The 17,201-nt window shown below is 73.8% G+C and carries 14 protein-coding genes and 1 other RNA gene; 14 read left to right on the forward strand and 1 reads right to left on the reverse strand.

Annotated features, from left to right (window positions below; translation table 11 throughout):
• The first annotated feature begins 4 nt into the window (after positions 1-4).
• The 4 genes from ACZ7LY_RS12410 to dacB all read left to right on the forward strand — a co-directional run bounded on the left by ACZ7LY_RS12410 (position 5) and on the right by dacB (position 4,047).
• Complete coding sequence (locus ACZ7LY_RS12410) at positions 5-1,207, forward strand: S41 family peptidase (protein WP_471624504.1); 1,203 nt, start codon at positions 5-7, stop codon at positions 1,205-1,207.
• A gap of 31 nt (positions 1,208-1,238) precedes the next feature.
• Positions 1,239-1,784, forward strand: a complete 546-nt coding sequence (gene smpB / locus ACZ7LY_RS12415; RefSeq protein WP_471624708.1) for an SsrA-binding protein SmpB — start codon at positions 1,239-1,241, stop codon at positions 1,782-1,784.
• A 150-nt stretch (positions 1,785-1,934) separates the two neighbouring features.
• Positions 1,935-2,303: a transfer-messenger RNA gene (gene ssrA / locus ACZ7LY_RS12420) on the forward strand.
• A gap of 124 nt (positions 2,304-2,427) precedes the next feature.
• Positions 2,428-4,047, forward strand: a complete 1,620-nt coding sequence (gene dacB, locus ACZ7LY_RS12425) for a D-alanyl-D-alanine carboxypeptidase/D-alanyl-D-alanine endopeptidase (RefSeq protein WP_471624505.1) — start codon at positions 2,428-2,430, stop codon at positions 4,045-4,047.
• Here dacB and ACZ7LY_RS12430 read toward each other — a convergent pair.
• Entirely contained in the window at positions 4,044-5,255 is a 1,212-nt protein-coding gene (locus ACZ7LY_RS12430; protein ID WP_471624506.1) for an MFS transporter, read from the reverse strand. The genes dacB and ACZ7LY_RS12430 overlap by 4 nt on opposite strands.
• Positions 5,256-5,338: 83 nt before the next feature.
• Between ACZ7LY_RS12430 and ACZ7LY_RS12435 the strand changes: the two genes are divergently transcribed.
• From ACZ7LY_RS12435 to ACZ7LY_RS12480, 10 genes are all read left to right on the forward strand, one after another.
• On the forward strand, positions 5,339-6,316 hold the full coding sequence (locus tag ACZ7LY_RS12435; RefSeq protein WP_471624507.1) for a LysR family transcriptional regulator: 978 nt from the start codon (positions 5,339-5,341) through the stop codon (positions 6,314-6,316).
• 157 nt (positions 6,317-6,473) lie between these two features.
• Positions 6,474-7,229, forward strand: coding sequence for a hypothetical protein (locus ACZ7LY_RS12440; RefSeq protein ID WP_471624508.1), 756 nt, complete (start codon positions 6,474-6,476; stop codon positions 7,227-7,229).
• Positions 7,230-9,419 carry a polysaccharide deacetylase family protein gene (locus ACZ7LY_RS12445; protein WP_471624509.1) on the forward strand — a complete coding sequence of 730 codons (2,190 nt, stop codon included), beginning with the start codon at positions 7,230-7,232 and terminating at the stop codon, positions 9,417-9,419.
• Complete coding sequence (locus ACZ7LY_RS12450; protein ID WP_471624510.1) at positions 9,416-10,819, forward strand: acyltransferase family protein; 1,404 nt, start codon at positions 9,416-9,418, stop codon at positions 10,817-10,819. The genes ACZ7LY_RS12445 and ACZ7LY_RS12450 overlap by 4 nt, the downstream gene beginning before the upstream one ends.
• 126 nt (positions 10,820-10,945) lie before the next feature.
• Positions 10,946-12,301, forward strand: a complete 1,356-nt coding sequence (locus ACZ7LY_RS12455) for a nitrate/nitrite transporter (RefSeq protein WP_471624511.1) — start codon at positions 10,946-10,948, stop codon at positions 12,299-12,301.
• Between the two features lie 126 nt (positions 12,302-12,427).
• Entirely contained in the window at positions 12,428-13,699 is a 1,272-nt protein-coding gene (locus tag ACZ7LY_RS12460) for a uroporphyrinogen-III synthase (protein ID WP_471624512.1), read from the forward strand.
• 675 nt (positions 13,700-14,374) lie between these two features.
• Positions 14,375-14,908 carry a GNAT family N-acetyltransferase gene (locus ACZ7LY_RS12465; protein ID WP_471624513.1) on the forward strand — a complete coding sequence of 178 codons (534 nt, stop codon included), beginning with the start codon at positions 14,375-14,377 and terminating at the stop codon, positions 14,906-14,908.
• Positions 14,909-14,933: 25 nt separating this feature from the next.
• Positions 14,934-15,560 carry a CGNR zinc finger domain-containing protein gene (locus ACZ7LY_RS12470; RefSeq protein WP_471624514.1) on the forward strand — a complete coding sequence of 209 codons (627 nt, stop codon included), beginning with the start codon at positions 14,934-14,936 and terminating at the stop codon, positions 15,558-15,560.
• An 85-nt stretch (positions 15,561-15,645) separates the two neighbouring features.
• Positions 15,646-16,227: a sigma-70 family RNA polymerase sigma factor gene (locus tag ACZ7LY_RS12475; RefSeq protein ID WP_471624515.1), complete on the forward strand. Its 582-nt coding sequence runs from the start codon at positions 15,646-15,648 to the stop codon at positions 16,225-16,227.
• Positions 16,224-17,027, forward strand: coding sequence for a zf-HC2 domain-containing protein (locus ACZ7LY_RS12480; protein ID WP_471624516.1), 804 nt, complete (start codon positions 16,224-16,226; stop codon positions 17,025-17,027). The genes ACZ7LY_RS12475 and ACZ7LY_RS12480 overlap by 4 nt, the downstream gene beginning before the upstream one ends.
• Positions 17,028-17,201 lie beyond the last annotated feature (174 nt).

Raw genomic sequence — 17,201 nt, forward strand, 5'->3', positions numbered from 1 at the left:
CGGCATGTCAGGTCCGGATCCCCTGTTGCGGACGCCCCGGCCCCGCCGTACCGGCCGCGGGGCGGCCCTGACGTTGCTCCTCATGAGCGTGGTCGCCGCCGGTGCCGCGAGCGGTACGTGGCCGCCGGCCGCGTCCGCCGGACACGGCGACGCCTCCGACGCGCGGCTCGCCGCCGCCGACCGGGGCCCGGCCCCCGCGCGCCGCCCCGCCGCCGACCCGAGCGCCGCGGCCGCCGCCGCGATGGCGGACGGCAAGACGCCCGAGGAGGCCACGCAGGCCGCCGAGGAGGCCGTCAGCCGCAGCGGCGACCGCTGGGGCGGCGTCTACTCGCAGGGCGAGTACGAGGAGTTCGAGCAGGCCCTCGACGGCGAATACACCGGCGTCGGCCTGTGGGCGCGGCGCACCGCAGACGGCGCGGTGCAGGTCAGCCGGGTGCGCCGGGGCTCGCCCGCCGGCCGGGCCGGTATCCGCGAGGGCGACGAGATCACCGCCGTCGACGGCCGGCGGGTCGCCGGGCGGCCCGTGACCGAGGTCCTCGCCCTGTTGCGCGGCGAGCACGCGGGCACCCCGGTACGGGTGGGGCTGCGGCGCGGCACGCGCGCGTGGAGCGAGACGCTGCGCCGCGCGAACCTGTCGACGAACTCGGTGGGCGTCACCCGGCTCGCGGACGGCGCCGTGCTCGTCAAGGTCGGCGCGTTCACCAAGGGCGTCGGCGCGCAGGTGCGCGCTGCGGTGCGGTCCGCGCCCGCGCGCGCGGGTGTGGTGCTCGATCTGCGGGGCAACTCCGGCGGCCTGGTCACCGAGGCGGTCACGGCCGCGTCCGCCTTCCTCGACGGCGGGCTCGTCGCCACCTACGACGTACGCGGGGCGCAGCGCGCCCTGCACGCCGCAGGCCGGGGCGACACCTCGCGCCCGCTGGTCGTGCTCGTCGACAGCGGGACGATGAGCGCGGCGGAGCTGGTCACCGGCGCGCTCCAGGACCGGGGCCGCGCGGTCGTCGTCGGCAGCCGCACCTTCGGCAAGGGTTCCGTGCAGATGCCGAGCCGGCTGCCGGACGGGTCGGTCGCCGAGCTGACCGTCGGCCACTACCGCACGCCCTCGGGCCGCGCCGTCGACGGGCGGGGCATCATGCCCGACCTGGAGGCCGACGAGGGCGCCCTGCGGCGGGCGGAGACAGTATTGACTGGCCTCGGGGACCCCTCGTAGTGCGAAAATGGCCAGCACTATGGCCAAGGGAATGTACGTACCGAAGGAGTCCCAGCCCAAGCAGGGCAAGGGGGCGGCGTCCGACAAGAAGGACGGCAAGCGCAAGATCGTCGCGCAGAACAAGAAGGCGCGGCACGACTACCTGATCATGGACACCTACGAGGCCGGCATCGTGCTGACCGGCACCGAGGTCAAGTCGCTGCGCCAGGGCCGCGCGTCCCTGGTGGACGGCTTCGTCCAGATCGACGGCAACGAGGCGTGGCTGCACAACGCGCACATCCCGGAGTACAGCCAGGGCACCTGGACCAACCACTCCGTGCGCCGCAAGCGCAAGCTGCTCCTGCACCGCGAGGAGATCGACAAGCTGGAGTCGAAGTCGCAGGAGACCGGGCACACCATCGTCCCGCTCGCCCTGTACTTCAGGGACGGCCGGGCCAAGGCGGAGATCGCGCTCGCCAAGGGCAAGAAGGAGTACGACAAGCGGCAGACGCTGCGCGAGAAGCAGGACCGGCGCGATTCGGACCGGGCCATCGCCTCGGCCAAGCGGCGCCAGCGCAACCGCGAGCGGATGCGCTGACCCCGCCTCGCGCGCCGCGTTCCGCACCCCGCGGGAATACGCTGGCACGCGCGTGCGTTGGTCACGTACGATGGACACGTCCTCCTGGAGAGGACGCCCTCCGTGAGAGGGACCGGGCCTGTGGTGAGGCCCAGCTTGAAAAATCAACATGGGGATGATCGGTTTCGACAACGGCTGTCGAAGCAGGGGAAGCGTGTCGAGGAAGCGGCAATGATCTCGTTAACCATATGTCGCAACCAATAATCGCCAACACCAAGCGCGATTCCTTCGCCCTCGCTGCCTAAGTAGCGACTTGCGAAGTGTCAGCCCGGGGCTGTTCCCGACCCGGATCCTGGCATCAGCTAGGGAACTAAACCTTGATCCCGGTCACGGGGTGAAGAGGGAAATCAAACAGTGACTGAGCCCGTTCCGGACTTGTCTGGGTGATCCGGAGGGCTGAGAAACTCGTACCAGACTGCACACGGAGAAGCCCTGTTCCTTCACCGTTGGACGCGGGTTCGATTCCCGCCATCTCCACTCATCCCATGTGGGCGAAGGCCCGGCGACCTCACTCGGTCGCCGGGCCTTCGTCATGTCCGGGCGCGCCACGCGGCGGGGCACGCGGTCTTGGCGGGCCGGGCGGGGTTCGGGATGCTGCGGGGTCATGAGGAGATCTGAGGGTGAGACGAAGGGCTCCGGGACCGGGCGGCGCGGACGGCGGTGGTGGGTGCTGCCCGCTGTCGGCGCGGTCGTGGCCGGCTGCCTGACCTGGGGCGCGCCCGCCGGGGCCGACGGCGACCGCGGCGGGCTGAGCGAGGCGATCGACACCGTGCTCGGCGATCCGCGCATGGAGGGCGGCGCGGCGAGCGTCGTCGTCGCGGACGCCGAGAGCGGCGAGACCCTCTACCAGCACGATCCGACCGGGCGGCTGATGCCCGCCTCCAACACCAAGCTCGCCACGTCGGCCGCCGCGATGGCGCTGCTCGGCCCCGGCTACCGCTTCACCACCGACGTCCTCGCGGCCGGCCGGGTGCGCGGCGGGGTCCTCGACGGCGACCTGTATCTGCGCGGCACCGGAGACCCGACGACCCTCGCCGCCGACTACGACCGGCTCGCCGCGCGGGTCGGCGCCGCCGGGGTGAAGCGGGTCTCCGGGCGGCTCGTCGCGGACGACACCCGCTTCGACGACCAGCGCCAGGGCGACACCTGGGGCGCCGACGACGAGTCCTCGTACTACGCGGCGCAGATCTCCGCGCTCAGCGTCGCCCCCGACACCGACTACGACACCGGCACCGTGATCGTCGAGGTGACGCCCGGCGCGCGGGCCGGCGACAGACCCCGCGTGCGGGTGACGCCGGGCACCGACTACGTCCACCTCGACGTGCGGGCCCGCACGGGCGCGGCGGGCGGCGCCGACGACCTCACCGTCGTCCGCGAGCACGGCACGAACACCGTCACCGTCAGCGGCAGCGTCCCCGCCGGCGGCGACCCCGCCAAGGAGTGGGTCACCGTCTGGGAGCCCACCGGGTACGCCGCCGCCGTCTTCCGCGACGCGCTCCGCGCCCACGGCGTCCGGGTCGCCGGACCCACCCGGCTCGGCCGCGCCGCCCCCGAGGGCGCCCGCAGGCTCGCCGCGCACGACTCGATGCCGCTGCGGGACCTGCTCGTACCGTTCATGAAGCTGTCCAACAACATGCACGCCGAGTCGCTCACCAAGGCCATGGGGTACGCGGCCACCGGGCGCCCCGGAAGCTGGGGCGACGGTGTCGCCGCCATCGGCGGCTACCTCAAGCGGGCCGGGGTGGACGCGGACAAGGTGCGGCAGGTCGACGGCTCCGGGCTGAGCCGCAAGGACAACTTCGCCGCCCGCCAGCTCGCCGACCTGCTCCTCGCGGTGCGCCACGCACCCTGGTTCGACGACTGGTACCGGGCGCTGCCCGTGGCCTGCGACCCCGACCGGCTCGTCGGCGGCACCCTGCGCAGCCGAATGTGCGCGACCCCGGCCGCGCTCAACGCCCGTGGCAAGACAGGATCGTTGACCGGGGCGTCCGCGCTCTCGGGGTACGTGAAGGACGCCGACGGACGGCTGCTCGTCTACAGCGTCGTGCAGAACAACTACCTGGTGCCGTCCGTGAAGCCGCTGGAGGACGCCATCGTCGTCACCCTGGCCCGGTACGGCTCGGCGGGCGCGCGGCCGGTCGTCCCGGAGTCCGCCCGCTCCGCGCCGCCCGCCGAACGCGACGGCTCCCTCGAATGCTCCTGGCGCAAGCCCGCCGTCTGCTAGGCGAGTTGGGCGGTACGCGTGCGGGTGCGCGCGTAGCCGTACGCGGACAGCAGCAGCGCGGTCAGGGCCGCCGCGACCGGGACCGCGTACGCCGTGGTGGGGCCCCAGCGCTCCACCACGGCACCGCCCGCCGCCGAGCCGCACGCGATGCCGCCGAGCAGCGCGGTCACCGCCAGCGTCATCCCCTCGTTCAACTGGCCCTCGGGCGTGCGCTCCTGAATGAGCGTCATGCTCGTCACCATGGTCGGCGCGGTCGCCATCCCCGCGATCAGCAGCGCGCCCCCGAGGACGTACAGCGAGCCCGTGAGGGCCGCCGCGAGCAGCGGCAGCGTCATCAGCGCCGCCATCGCCGCCACGCACACCGGGTGGCGCCGCGCGGCCGGTCCCGACGGGCGCAGGGCACCGAAGACCAGGCCCGCCGCGCACGAGCCCGCCGCCTGGAGCGCGAGGATGCCGCCCGACCACGCCTTGTGCCCGAGGCTGTCGGAGAACGCCACGGTGACCACTTCCAGGGAGCCGAAGACCGCGCCCGTGGCGAGGAAGGCCACGAGCAGCGGTGGCATGCCCCGGCGGCGCAGCGGGCTGCGGGTCGCCGCCGTGCGGGGCGCCACCGGCGGCTCGGTCGCGCGCTGCGCGGCGAACAGCAGGACGCCCGTCACCATCAGCGCCGTGCCCACGAGCGCGCCCGCCTCCGGGAACAGCGCGCCGCACAGGAACGCGGCGACGACCGGGCCCAGCATGTAGCACAGCTCGTCCGCCGCCTGCTCGAAGGAGTTCGCGGTGTGCAGCGCCTTCGCGTCGCCGCGCAGCAGATACGCCCACCGCGCCCGTGACATCCCGCCCGTGTTCGGCGTCGCCGCCGTCGGCAGGTACGCGACGAACAGCGCCCAGTCCGGCGCCCCGAGCCGCACGCACACCAGCAGCGCCAGCGCCCCGCCCGCCGCCACCAGCGTCGCCGGGACCGCGACCCGCGCCTGCCCGTGCCGGTCCACGAGGCGGGCGAGCCAGGGTCCGGTCAGCGCGCTCGCCACCAGGCTCGCCGCGGTCACCGCCCCGGCCAGCGCGTACGAGCCGCGGGCGGTGGATATCAGCAGCACGGCGCTGATGCTGAACATGCCTTGCGGGAAGCGGGCGATGAGGTTGCCGAGGGTGAAGGCGCGGGCGCCGGGGATCGTGAACAGCCGGGCGTAGGTCGTCGCGTAAGCCATGCGCCGAGCTTCCTGGCGGCGGGCGTACGGGGTCCAACACCTGATCGGCACCCATTGACGCGTCCGCGTTGTAAATTCGGCGGATGGCCACCGCCCCCGTCGAGCCGCGCCTGCTGCGCGCCTTCCTCGCCGTCGCCGACGAACTCCACTTCACGCGCGCGGCCGCCCGGCTCTACGTCGCCCAGCAGGCGCTCAGCCGCGACATCCGGCGCCTGGAGCGGGAGTTGGGCGTCGTGCTGTTCTCCCGTACCACGCGGCAGGTCGCGCTCACCGCCGACGGCGCCCGGCTGCTGCCGTACGCGCGGCGGGTCGTCGCCGCCCACGACGACCTGCTCGCCGCGTTCGCCCGGCCCGCGCCCGACAGCCGCCCGCTGCTCGTGGACGTCAACAGCCCCGGGCTCGTGCACGAGCGGGTCCTCGCCCGCGCCCGCGAACTGGCCCCCGACACCGAACTCATGGCCCGCTACGAGTCCGGGCTCACGCACGCCGCCGCCGAACTGCTCGCCGGACGCCTCGACGCCTCCTTCGGCCGGTTCGCCGGGCTCGACCCCGCCGTCCGCGCCCGCCTGGAGCAGCAGCCGATGCGGTACGAGCCGATGGCCGTCGTGCTGCCCGAGGACCATCCGCTGGCCGCCCTCGCGGAGGTCCCGCTGCACCGGCTCGCGGGGGAGGAGGTCTACGCGGGCGCCGGCAACCCGCGCACCCCCGAGTGGACCGACCTCGCCCGCCGCCTGTTCGCGGGGCGCGGCATCGAGGTCGCCGCGCCCGCGCCGCTCGCGGTCGGCGAGGAGGAGTTCCGGCGGATCATGGCCAAATATCGCAACCCCGTACTGACGGGTGTCGACTTCCCCGCCATGCCGGGCGCGGTGCTGCGCCCCCTGGTGGACCCCGTACCGCTGTCACCTGTGTCACTGGTTTGGCGAAAGGGGTACAAACACCCCGGGATCACCGCACTCCGGGACGCGGCGCGCGAGCTGGCCGAGGAGAACGGGTGGCTTCGTCCCGCTGTGGGCGGCTGGCTGCCCGACGCCGACGCGCGCGTGATGCGCGGCGGCACCTGAGAGGTGGCACCGGCTGTCACCGGCGTGCGCTACATTCTTCGTCCGGGCGCATGTGATAGGGGGCGCCGCCGGAGTCGGGTGGGGGCCCGATCCGGCCGACAGGGTCCGGCGAATCGCGCGCACCCGGTGATCATTCCTTGGGGGGATGGTGCGTACGGTGAATCACTGGCGAGAAGACGCCCTGCCCGGGCACACCCATGATCCCAACGAGGTGACGGTCCAACTCGACGGGGCCGGCCGCCTGTTGAGCGAGATGCTGGCCGCGGGCGGCCCCCCGGGCACCCCGGGCGCACACGCCGTCAAGGACGACAAGGAAGTCCCCGTCTTCGTCGACGACTCGGGCCGGCGCGGACGCACGTTCCGCCGGATCGGCGTCGCCCTCGGCCTGGCCTGCGCGGTCTACGCCGTCGTCATCGTCTTCACCCTGCTGTCCGGCAGCTCCAGCGCGCCCTGGCTGCCGCTGACCCCGGCGCAGAAGGTCCCCTCCGAGCAGGTCGGCACCCGCCCGCAGCCGTCCGGCTCCGCGAGCCCAGGACCGGCCACCGGATCGCCGGGCGCGAGCACCGGCCCCGCCGCGTCCGCCACCGGCCCCGCCGAGGCCGAGGGCACCGGCGCGCCCGCCGTCGGCACCGGCACCGGCACGGACGCCGACGCGCCCGCGGGCGGCGCCACCGCCCCGGCCGGCCGGCCCGCGGACGGGGGCCGCGCGAGCGTCCCGCCCGCCGAGCCCACCGCCGGCACCGGAGGCGGGCGCACCGCCCCGCCCGCCCGGCCGACCACGGACCCGCCCGTGGTGCCGAGCACCCCGCCCGCCGAGACCGCGGACCCCACGTCCGACCCGGCCGGCGGCCCGCACCACGTCGCCTCCCACCGGCACCCGCCCGGCGCGTCCCCCGAAAGCAGCGTCCTGTAGATGTCCCACCGCCCGCGACACCGGCAGCCTCCCGTCCGCCGACGCCGCATCCCGCTGCGCTACCTCCTGCCGATGCTGCTGCTCGTCGCCATGGCCGCGATGCTCATGCTGCGCGGCTACGTGCACAGCGAGATCATGGCCGACTTCCGCATCCAGCCGGAGGCCGCCACCGACCGCGTCCCCGACAAGATCCTCGAAGGCGGCCCGGTCATCGACACCCGGGGCGGCCAGGAGTCCAGCCGCTCCATCGACGACCACAAGCTCGTCCTCACCTTCGACGACGGCCCCGACCCCGAGTGGACGCCGAAGGTGCTCGACGTGCTGAAGAAGCACGACGCGCACGCCGTCTTCTTCGTCACCGGCACCATGGCCTCCCGCTACCCCGACCTCGTGCACCGCATGGTCGCCGAGGGCCACGAGGTGGGCCTGCACACCTTCAACCACCCCGACCTCTCCTACCAGTCGCACAAGCGCATCGACTGGGAGCTGTCGCAGAACCAGCTCGCGCTCGAAGGCGCCGCCGGGGTGCGCACCTCCCTGTTCCGGCCGCCCTACTCCTCGTTCGCCGACGCCATGGACGACAAGTCGTGGCCGGTCACCAAGTACATCGGCTCGCGCGGCTACATCACCGTCGTCAACAACACCGACAGCGAGGACTGGAAGCGCCCCGGCGTCGACGCGATCATCGCCCGCGCCACCCCGCACGACGGCAAGGGCGCCATCGTCCTCATGCACGACTCCGGCGGCGACCGCTCGCAGACCGTCGCCGCCCTCGACCGCTTCCTGCCCGAACTGCAGAGCCACGGCTACCACTTCCAGAACCTCACCGAGGCCCTCGGCGTCTCCAGCGCCCACACCCCGGTGACCGGCTTCGAACGGTGGAAGAGCAAGGCGTGGATCTACGCGGTCCAGGCGTCCGAGAACGTCACGGGCGTCCTGGTCGTCGGGCTCGCCGTCATCGGCGTCCTCGTCATGGGCCGCTTCGGCCTGATGCTGCTGCTGTCGGCGCTGCACGCGCGCCGGGTGCGCCGCAAGGACTTCCGCTGGGGCCCGCCGGTCACCGAGCCGGTCTCGGTCCTGGTCCCGGCCTACAACGAGGCCAAGTGCATCGAGAACACGGTCCGTTCACTCATGTCGAGCGAACATCCGATCGAGGTCATCGTCATCGACGACGGCTCCACCGACGGCACCGCCCGCATCGTGGAGGATTTGCGCCTGCCCGGCGTCCGCGTCGTACGCCAGCACAACGCGGGCAAGCCCGCCGCCCTCAACCGGGGCCTGGCCAACGCCCGTTACGACCTCGTCGTCATGATGGACGGCGACACCGTCTTCGAGCCGACGACCGTGCACGAGCTGGTCCAGCCGTTCGGCGACCCGCGCGTCGGCGCCGTCGCGGGCAACGCGAAGGTCGGCAACCGCGACTCCCTCATCGGCGCGTGGCAGCACATCGAGTACGTGATGGGCTTCAACCTCGACCGCCGCATGTACGACGTCCTCGGCTGCATGCCGACGATCCCGGGCGCGGTCGGCGCGTTCCGGCGCGGCGCCCTGGAGCGCATCGGCGGCATGAGCGACGACACGCTCGCCGAGGACACCGACGTCACCATGGCCCTGCACCGCGACGGCTGGCGCGTGGTCTACGCGGAGAACGCGCGCGCGTGGACCGAGGCCCCCGAGTCCGTGCAGCAGCTCTGGTCGCAGCGCTACCGCTGGTCGTACGGGACCATGCAGGCCATCTGGAAGCACCGGCGCGCCCTCGTCGAGCGCGGCCCCTCGGGGCGCTTCGGCCGGATCGGGCTCCCGCTGGTGTCCCTGTTCATGGTGCTGGCCCCGCTGCTCGCGCCGCTCATCGACGTCTTCCTGCTCTACGGAGTGGTGTTCGGGCCCACCGAGAAGACGGTGGTCGCCTGGCTCGGCGTGCTCGCGCTCCAGGCGGTCTGCGCCGCGTACGCCTTCCGGCTCGACAAGGAACGCATGACCCACCTCATATCCCTCCCGCTCCAGCAGCTCCTGTACCGGCAGTTGATGTACGTCGTCCTGCTCCAGTCCTGGATCACCGCGCTCACCGGCGGCCGGCTGCGCTGGCAGAAGCTGCGCCGTACCGGCACGGTCGGCTCGGCCCCCGGCATGGTCCGCCGGCCGCAGCGGGAGTCCGTGTACGCCGGTGACGACAGGAGGCCGGTGGCATGACCCACCCCCAGGACCCGAACGCCCCTTACCCCCAGCAGTACCCGCAGTCCCAGCCGTACGCACAGGCCCAGCCGTACCCGCAGGCGCCGCAGTACGCGCAGGTCCCGCCCGCGCCCCACGCGGGCCCGCCCGCGCAGGCGACGGCGCCCCTGCCCCCCGTACCGGCACAGCCCGTACCCGCGCAGCCCGCACCGCCCGTACCGCCCGCTGCCGGGGCCGAGGCGCCCGCCGGGCCGCCCAAGGCGAAGAAGTCCGGGCGGGACCGGTACCTCGACCTGCTGCGCTCGATCGCGCTCGTCCGGGTCGTCGTCTACCACCTCTTCGGCTGGGGCTGGCTCACCGTCCTGTTCCCGTCGATGGGCGTGATGTTCGCGCTCGCCGGATCGCTCATGGCCCGCTCCCTCAGCCGCCCCGCGCTCGGCGTGATCCGGGGCCGTGTGCGCCGGCTGCTGCCGCCGATGTGGGCGTTCGGCGTGGTCGTGCTCTCGCTGCTGTTCCTCGGCGGCTGGAACCCGGGCAAGGACCCCGACAACGGCGGCACCTGGGGCTGGGTCAGCCTGCTCAACTACATCGTGCCCATCGGCGCGCCCAACTTTCCCTGGCAACTCGGGGACAAGGCGGGCCTGTTGGAGGACACCTGGCCCGCCCAGGCCGCAGGACCGCTCTGGTACCTGCGCGCCTACCTGTGGTTCGTGTTCCTGTCCCCGCTGATGCTGTGGGCGTTCCGCAAGGTGCCGTGGGCGACGCTCCTCGCGCCGCTCGCGCTGACCGCCGTCGTCGGTACGGGCCTGATCACCATCCCCGGCGAGACGGGCAACGCGGTCAGCGACTTCGGTGTCTACGGCGGCTGCTGGATCCTCGGCTTCGCCCACCACGACGGCATGCTGAAGAAGATCCCGCGCTATCTCGCGGTGTCCTGCTCGGCGCTCGTGATGGCGTTCGGCCTGTGGTGGGCGTCGGGGCACCTCGGCCCGGACGGCTGGGACCTCAACGACATCCCGCTCGCGCAGGCCACCTGGTCCTTCGGCTTCGTCGTCGTCCTGCTCCTGTACTCGCCCTCCTGGCAGCAGTTGCCGGGCCGGCTCGCCAAGTGGGACAAGCTCGTCACGCTCTCCAACAACCGGGCCGTGACGATCTACCTCTGGCACAACATGCTGATCATGGCGACCGTGCCGATCATCGACCTCGCGTACGACCTGCCGTTCATGGAGGACGCGCGGTGGAGCGGGGCGCTCGACACCACGTACATGATCTGGATGTTCGTGCTCGTGTGGCCGCTGATCGCGCTGACCGTCCTCAGCACCGGCTGGATCGAGGACATCGCCGCGAAGCGCTCCCCGCGCCTGTGGCCGGACGGCTCCCGGCGCGGCGGCGGCGCCCGAAAGAAGGACACGCCCTAGCCTCACGGCCGGCCGGGGGGCTCGGTGAGAGCAACGTTCCCGGCCGGTCACCGCACGCCACAGCGCCGAAATCCGCCGCTCCTACGGTCGGTCCGCAGCATCCGCGAACCGACCAGGAGGCGTGACATGGCAGGTCCGAACAGGCGGCCCCGCGGCCGTGCGTGGATCGAGCGGTGGGACCCCGAGGACGAGGAGTTCTGGGCTCGGACGGGCGCGCGCGTCGCCCGCCGCAACCTCGTCCTCTCCGTCCTGTCCGAGCACATCGGCTTCTCCGTGTGGTCCCTGTGGTCGGTCCTGGTCCTGTTCATGGGGCCCGCGTACGGGATCGATCCGGCGGGCAAGTTCTTCCTCGTCTCGGTGGCGACCCTCGTCGGCGCCTTCGCGCGCGTGCCGTACACGTTCGCCGTGGCGGTCTTCGGCGGCCGTACGTGGACGGTGGTGTCGGCGGCGCTGCTGCTGGTGCCGGCCGTCGCCGCGTTCGCCGTGATGGAACCCGGCACCTCGTACGGCACGTTCCTGCTGTGCGCGGCGCTCACCGGCGTCGGCGGCGGCAACTTCGCGTCCTCCATGACGAACATCAACTCCTTCTTCCCGCTGCGGGAGAAGGGCTGGGCGCTCGGCCTGAACGCGGGCGGCGGCAACATCGGCGTGCCCGTCGTCCAGCTCGCCGCGCTCACCGTCATCGGCGCGGGCGGCGGACCGCGTGTCCTGCTCGGCGTCTACATCCCGCTGATCGTCGCCGCCGCCGTGCTCGCCGCGCTGTTCATGGACAACCTGGGGAGCGTGCGCAACGACAAGGGCGCGGCCAAGGACGCCGTGCGCGACGCCCACACCTGGCTCATGGCGTTCCTGTACGTGGGCACGTTCGGCTCGTTCATCGGCTACTCGTTCGCGTTCGGGCTCGTCCTCCAGACCCAGTTCGGGCGCACCCCGCTCCAGGCCGCCGGGGTCACCTTCGTCGGGCCGCTGCTCGGGTCGCTGGTGCGTCCCGCGGGCGGGCGGCTCGCGGACCGGTTCGGCGGGGCCCGGGTCACGCTCGGCGCGTTCGCGGCGATGGCGGCGGCCACCGCGCTCGTCGCGCTCGCCTCCGTACGCCAGTCCCTCGCCCTCTTCACCGTCGCGTTCGTCGCCCTGTTCGTGCTCAGCGGCCTCGGCAACGGATCCACGTACAAGATGATCCCGGGCATCTTCCACGCCAAGGCGCTCGCCCGGGGGCTCGTGGGGGAGGAGGCGGCGGCGTACGGGCGGCGGCTCTCGGGGGCGTCGATGGGGCTGATCGGCGCGGTCGGGGCGCTGGGCGGGCTCGGCGTCAACCTGGCGTTCCGCGCGTCGTACGCGGGCGGCGGCACCGGTACGGGTGCCTTCCTCGCGTTCCTCGGCTTCTACGCCGTGTGCATGGCTGTCACCTGGGCCGTATACCTTCGTCGTACGTCCCTGCCCGCCCCGCGCGCGGAACGCCGGCTCGACTGGGCCGAGGTGTGAGCGCCGGGCGGCGCGAGGGGGCGTAACACGCGCGCAACCGCGCCGATGCGGGCCGGACACGGCCGGTTGCCAGGCTCGGGCGGGGCGCGGGCGCGCCCTGCGGGGCGCGCGCCGGGACAGGGACGGATGACCGCCGAGCGGGACGAGAGCCGGATGCACGAGGACGAGCAGGACGCGGAGGCGCCTCCGGGCGCGGGCGACGGTACGAGTACCGGTGCCGGTGCCGGTGCCGGTGCCGGTGCCGGTGCGGAGGCGGGGGCCGGGCACGGTCCGCTCGCCGGGTTCACCGTGGGGGTCACCGCCGCCCGGCGGGCCGACGAACTCGGGGCGCTGCTCACCCGGCGCGGAGCGAGCGTGCTGTACGCGCCCGCGCTGCGGATCGTGCCGCTCGCCGACGACGGGGAACTCCTCGCGGCGACACAGGAGTTGCTGAAGCACGCGCCGGACGTGGTCGTCGCCACCACCGCCATCGGGTTCCGGGGCTGGGTCGAGGCGGCGGACGGCTGGGGCCTCGGTGAGCGCCTGCTCGCGGTGTTGCGGGACGTCGAACTCCTCGCGCGCGGGCCCAAGGTGAAGGGCGCGGTGCGGGCCGCCGGGCTGACCGAACGCTGGTCGCCTGCGTCCGAGTCGCTGGCCGAGGTGCTGGACCGGCTGCTCGCCGAGGGCGTCGAAGGGCGTCGGATCGCGGTGCAGTTGCACGGGGAGCCGCTGCCCGGGTTCGTGGAGGCGCTGCGGGAGGCCGGGGCGGAGGTCGTGGGCGTGCCCGTGTACCGGTGGCTGCCGCCGGAGGACATCGGGCCCGTCGACCGGCTCCTCGACGCGGTTCTCGCGCGGGGGGTGGACGCGGTGACGTTCACTTCGGCGCCGGCCGTCGCGGCGCTGCTGGCGCGGGCCGAGGAGCGCGGGGTGCTGCCCGGCTTCCTCGACGCCCTGCGCGGGGACGTCCTGGCCGCCTGCGTGGGGCCGGTGACGGCGGTGCCGCTTCAGGCGCGGGGGGTGGAGAGTGTGCAGCCGCAGCGGTTCCGGCTGGGGCCGCTGGTGCAGGTGCTCTGTGCGGAACTGCCTGGGCGGGCGCGGGTGTTGCCGGTTGCCGGGCACCGGGTGGAGATCCGGGGGCAGGGGGTCGTCGTCGGGACGGAGTTGCGGCCGGTGCCGCCTGCGGGGATGGCGTTGATGCGGGCGCTTGTGCGGAGGCCCGGGTGGGTGGTGTCGCGGGGCGAGCTGCTCCGGGTGCTGCCGGGGGCGGGGCGGGATGAGCATGCGGTGGAGACGGGGGTTGCGCGATTGCGGGCGGCGCTCGGGGTTCCGTCCCTCATCCAGACGGTCGTCAAACGGGGATATCGCCTCGCGCTCGATACGGTGCCGGGGGACAAGTATGGGGGGCCGGCCCTGGACTGACGCGGAATGCAGCGCGGGCGGGGTTTATGGTCACCGTTCTGCGCAGTTCCCCGCGAGGCCGCTGTCCAGCGGGGCCGGGGTTCACGGTCACCGTTCTGCGCAGTTCCCCGCGCCCCTGGGGAGTTCTCCAGGCGGAGGCTGCTTGAAGCTGAGGTTGCGCAGTTCCCCGCGCCCCTGAGGGAGCGGGGCTTCGCCCCAGCTCCCCAGGGGAGGAGGTGGCGACGCAGTCGCCCCTCCAGGGGCGCGGGGAACTGCGCGCTCAGCCACGACGAATGTCGAGGAGACCCACCGGCAGGACCACCCACTCACCCAGGGGCGCGGGGAACTGCGCGCTCAGCCACGACGAGAGTCGAGGAGACCCACCGGCAGGACCACCCACTCACCCCAGGGGCGCGGGGAACTGCGCGAGCGGCCACGACGAGAGTCGAGGGGTTCCACCGGCAGGACCACCCACTCACCCCAGGGGCGCGGGGAACTGCGCGCTCAGCCACGACGAGAGTCGAGGAGGCCCACCGGCCGGAGCCAGTCACCTGCCCAGGAACGCGGGGAACTGCGCTCGGGGTTGACGTGCCGACGTCCAGAAAGTCACCCGCGCCGGGAGGCAAGCGCCCCGCACAGGCACGTCAGTGCCACCCCGCACAGGACCGCGTCCAACCCCCCCCGTACCGTACGGACATGGAGATCGCCCCCGGCATCACGCTGCGCCTCGCCACCCCGGAGAACGCCCCCGCCCTCGCCGCCGCCCAGCTCCGCAACCGCGCGCACCTGCGCCCCACCGAACCCCACCGCGAGCCGGAGTACTACACCGCCGAGGGCCAGCGCGCCCGCCTCGCCGAGCCGAACAGCGTGACCTGGCTGTTGTTCGCGGGCGAGCGGGTCGCGGGGCACCTCAAGCTCACCGGCATCGTGCGCGGCCCGCTGTGCAGCGGCAACCTCGGCTACTGGGTGGACGCCGACCACCGGGGCCGCGGCCTGATCCCGGCCGCCGTCGAGGAAGTCGTACGGCACTGCCGTGACGTGCTCGGCCTGCACCGGGTGGAGGCCGGCACGCTCCTCGACAACATCGCCTCGCAGCGCGTGCTCGCCAAGTGCGGTTTCACCGAGTACGGACGCGCGCCCCGCTTCCTGTACATCGACGGCGCCTGGCGCGACCACGTGCTGTTCCAGCGGATCCTGCACGACGATCCGCCCGCCCACGTTCCCAACTGAGGCCGCGCCGGGCACTGTAGAGGGCATGGCAGCGACACCCATACGCTCCCGCCCCTCGCCCCCCGCACCCGCCGCCCCCGCGTACGCGCTGCGGTTCGACGCGGGCCGCCTCTGCCTGGACCTCGTGGCGACCGCGCACCCCGCCGAACGCCTGACGACGCCCGACCGGCTGCGCGCCTGGCTGGCCGGTGCCGGGCTCGTCCCCGAGCACGCAGGGCCGCCCGCCTGCGGCGCCGCCTGGCTCGCCGCGTTCCGCGAACTGCGTGACAGCATCGCCCAGTTGGTCCGCGCCGAACTCGCGGAGCGGACCGCGCCCCGCGCCCTGGAACGGATCAACGCGGCGGCCCGCGCCGCACCGCCCGTGCCCTGCGCGGTCCGCGCCGCCGACGGCGCCCTCGTCCGCGCGCTCCAGCACGAACCGGGCTGCCCCGCGCTGCTCGCCGCCGTCGCCCGGGACGCCGTCGACCTGCTCACCGACCCGGCCGCCCGGGGCCGGCTGCGCCAGTGCGAGGGCGACTCCTGCCCCCTGATCTATCTCGACACCTCGCGCGGCAGGCGCCGCCGCTGGTGCTCCAGTGAGGTCTGCGGCAACCGCGAACGCGTCGCCCGCCACCGGCGCAGGGCCGCCGCGCGATTCTCCAACTCCGGTTGAACACCCTCGCGTTCACACCCGTACCACTGTCTGGAGCCCGGTGCGGTCCGGTGCGGGACGACGCGCCGAACCGGGGACAGCGGAGGTGGAGTTGCGCAAGGATGCCGCCGTGGCCGATGAACGCCCTCCCCGGGCCCGACATCGCGCACCCCGGCCGCCCGGGCCGGACGAGGAGCTGATGCGCGCGCTCTACGCCGAGCACGCCCGGCCGCTGCTCGCCTACGTGCTCCGGCTGGTCGCGGGCGACCGGCAGCGCGCCGAGGACGTCGTGCAGGAGACGCTCATCCGGGCCTGGAAGAACGCCGGCCGTCTCGACCGGGCGGCCGGTTCGGTACGCCCCTGGCTGGTGACGGTCGCCCGGCGCATCGTCATCGACGCGCACCGCAGCCGGCAGGCCCGGCCGCAGGAGGTCGACCCGTCGCCGCTGGAGGTCATCCCCGCGGAGGACGAGATAGACAAGGCGCTGTGGCTGATGACGCTCTCCGACGCCCTGGAGGACCTGACCCCGGCCCACCGGGAAGTCCTCGTGGAGACGTACTTCAAAGGGCGTACCGTCAACGAGGCGGCCGAGACGCTCGGCATCCCCAGCGGCACCGTGCGCTCCCGCGTCTTCTACGCGCTGCGCTCGATGAAGCTGGCGCTGGAGGAGCGGGGGGTGACGGCATGACAGGCGCGTACGGGCACGAGCCGCCGTGGCCCGGCGAGGACCCGCACCTCGCGGTCGGCGCCTACGCGCTCGGTGTCCTCGATGCCGCCGACGCCGACGCCTTCGAGATCCACCTCGCCGGATGCCCGCGCTGCCAGGCGGAGCTGGACGAACTCGGCGGCACCGAACCGCTGCTCGCCGCGCTCGCCGGAGTGCCCGGGCAGCAGCGGCCCGGGCCCCTCGTCGGCGCCTCCCTCGCCGCGCGTCCCGACCCGGAGCTGTCCCGGGCGCTCACCGCGCGCGTCGCCCGCGAGCGCGCCCGCAGGCGGTGGCTCGGCATCGGGCTCGCGGCCGCCGCCGCGGCCCTCGTCGTCGGCGGCCCGCTGACCGTCCTCGCCCTCACCTCCGACAGCGGCGGGAGCGGGCACAGCGCGGTCGCGGACCCGCACCCGACGAGCCCCGCCGAGGACGCCTTCCTGCACCACGTGACGGAGAAGATCACCGCCACCGACCCGCGCACCGGCGTCAGCGCCACCATCGGCCTGGAGAAGAAGCCGTGGGGCACGCACGCCGTCCTCCGGCTCAAGAACGTCAAGGGCCCGCTGACCTGCTCCCTCGTCGCCGTCGGCAAGGACGGCGAACGCCAGACCGTCACCACGTGGGCCGTCCCGGCGTGGGGGTACGGCATCGCCGGCAGCGCCCACGAGAGCGCCAGATACCCGCTGTACGTGCACGGCGGCGCCGCCTTCGCCCGCGACCGGATCGACCACTTCGAGGTGGAGACACTCGACGGGAGGCGGCTGGTCGAGGTGAACGCGTAGCGGCGCGCCGCGCGCGTAGCCTCCGGGGTCCCCTTTCGCGTACCTTTGACGGCTGCCCAGCACGTCAGAAGGGGGCCCGGTGGCCGCTCAGGCTCAGCACACTCCCGCGGTGAACACGGACACGTCCGCAGGCACGCCCGGCGGCACGTCCGTCGCCGCGCCGGCGGACACGGA

Source organism: Streptomyces sp. NPDC107550 (assembly GCF_055639095.1).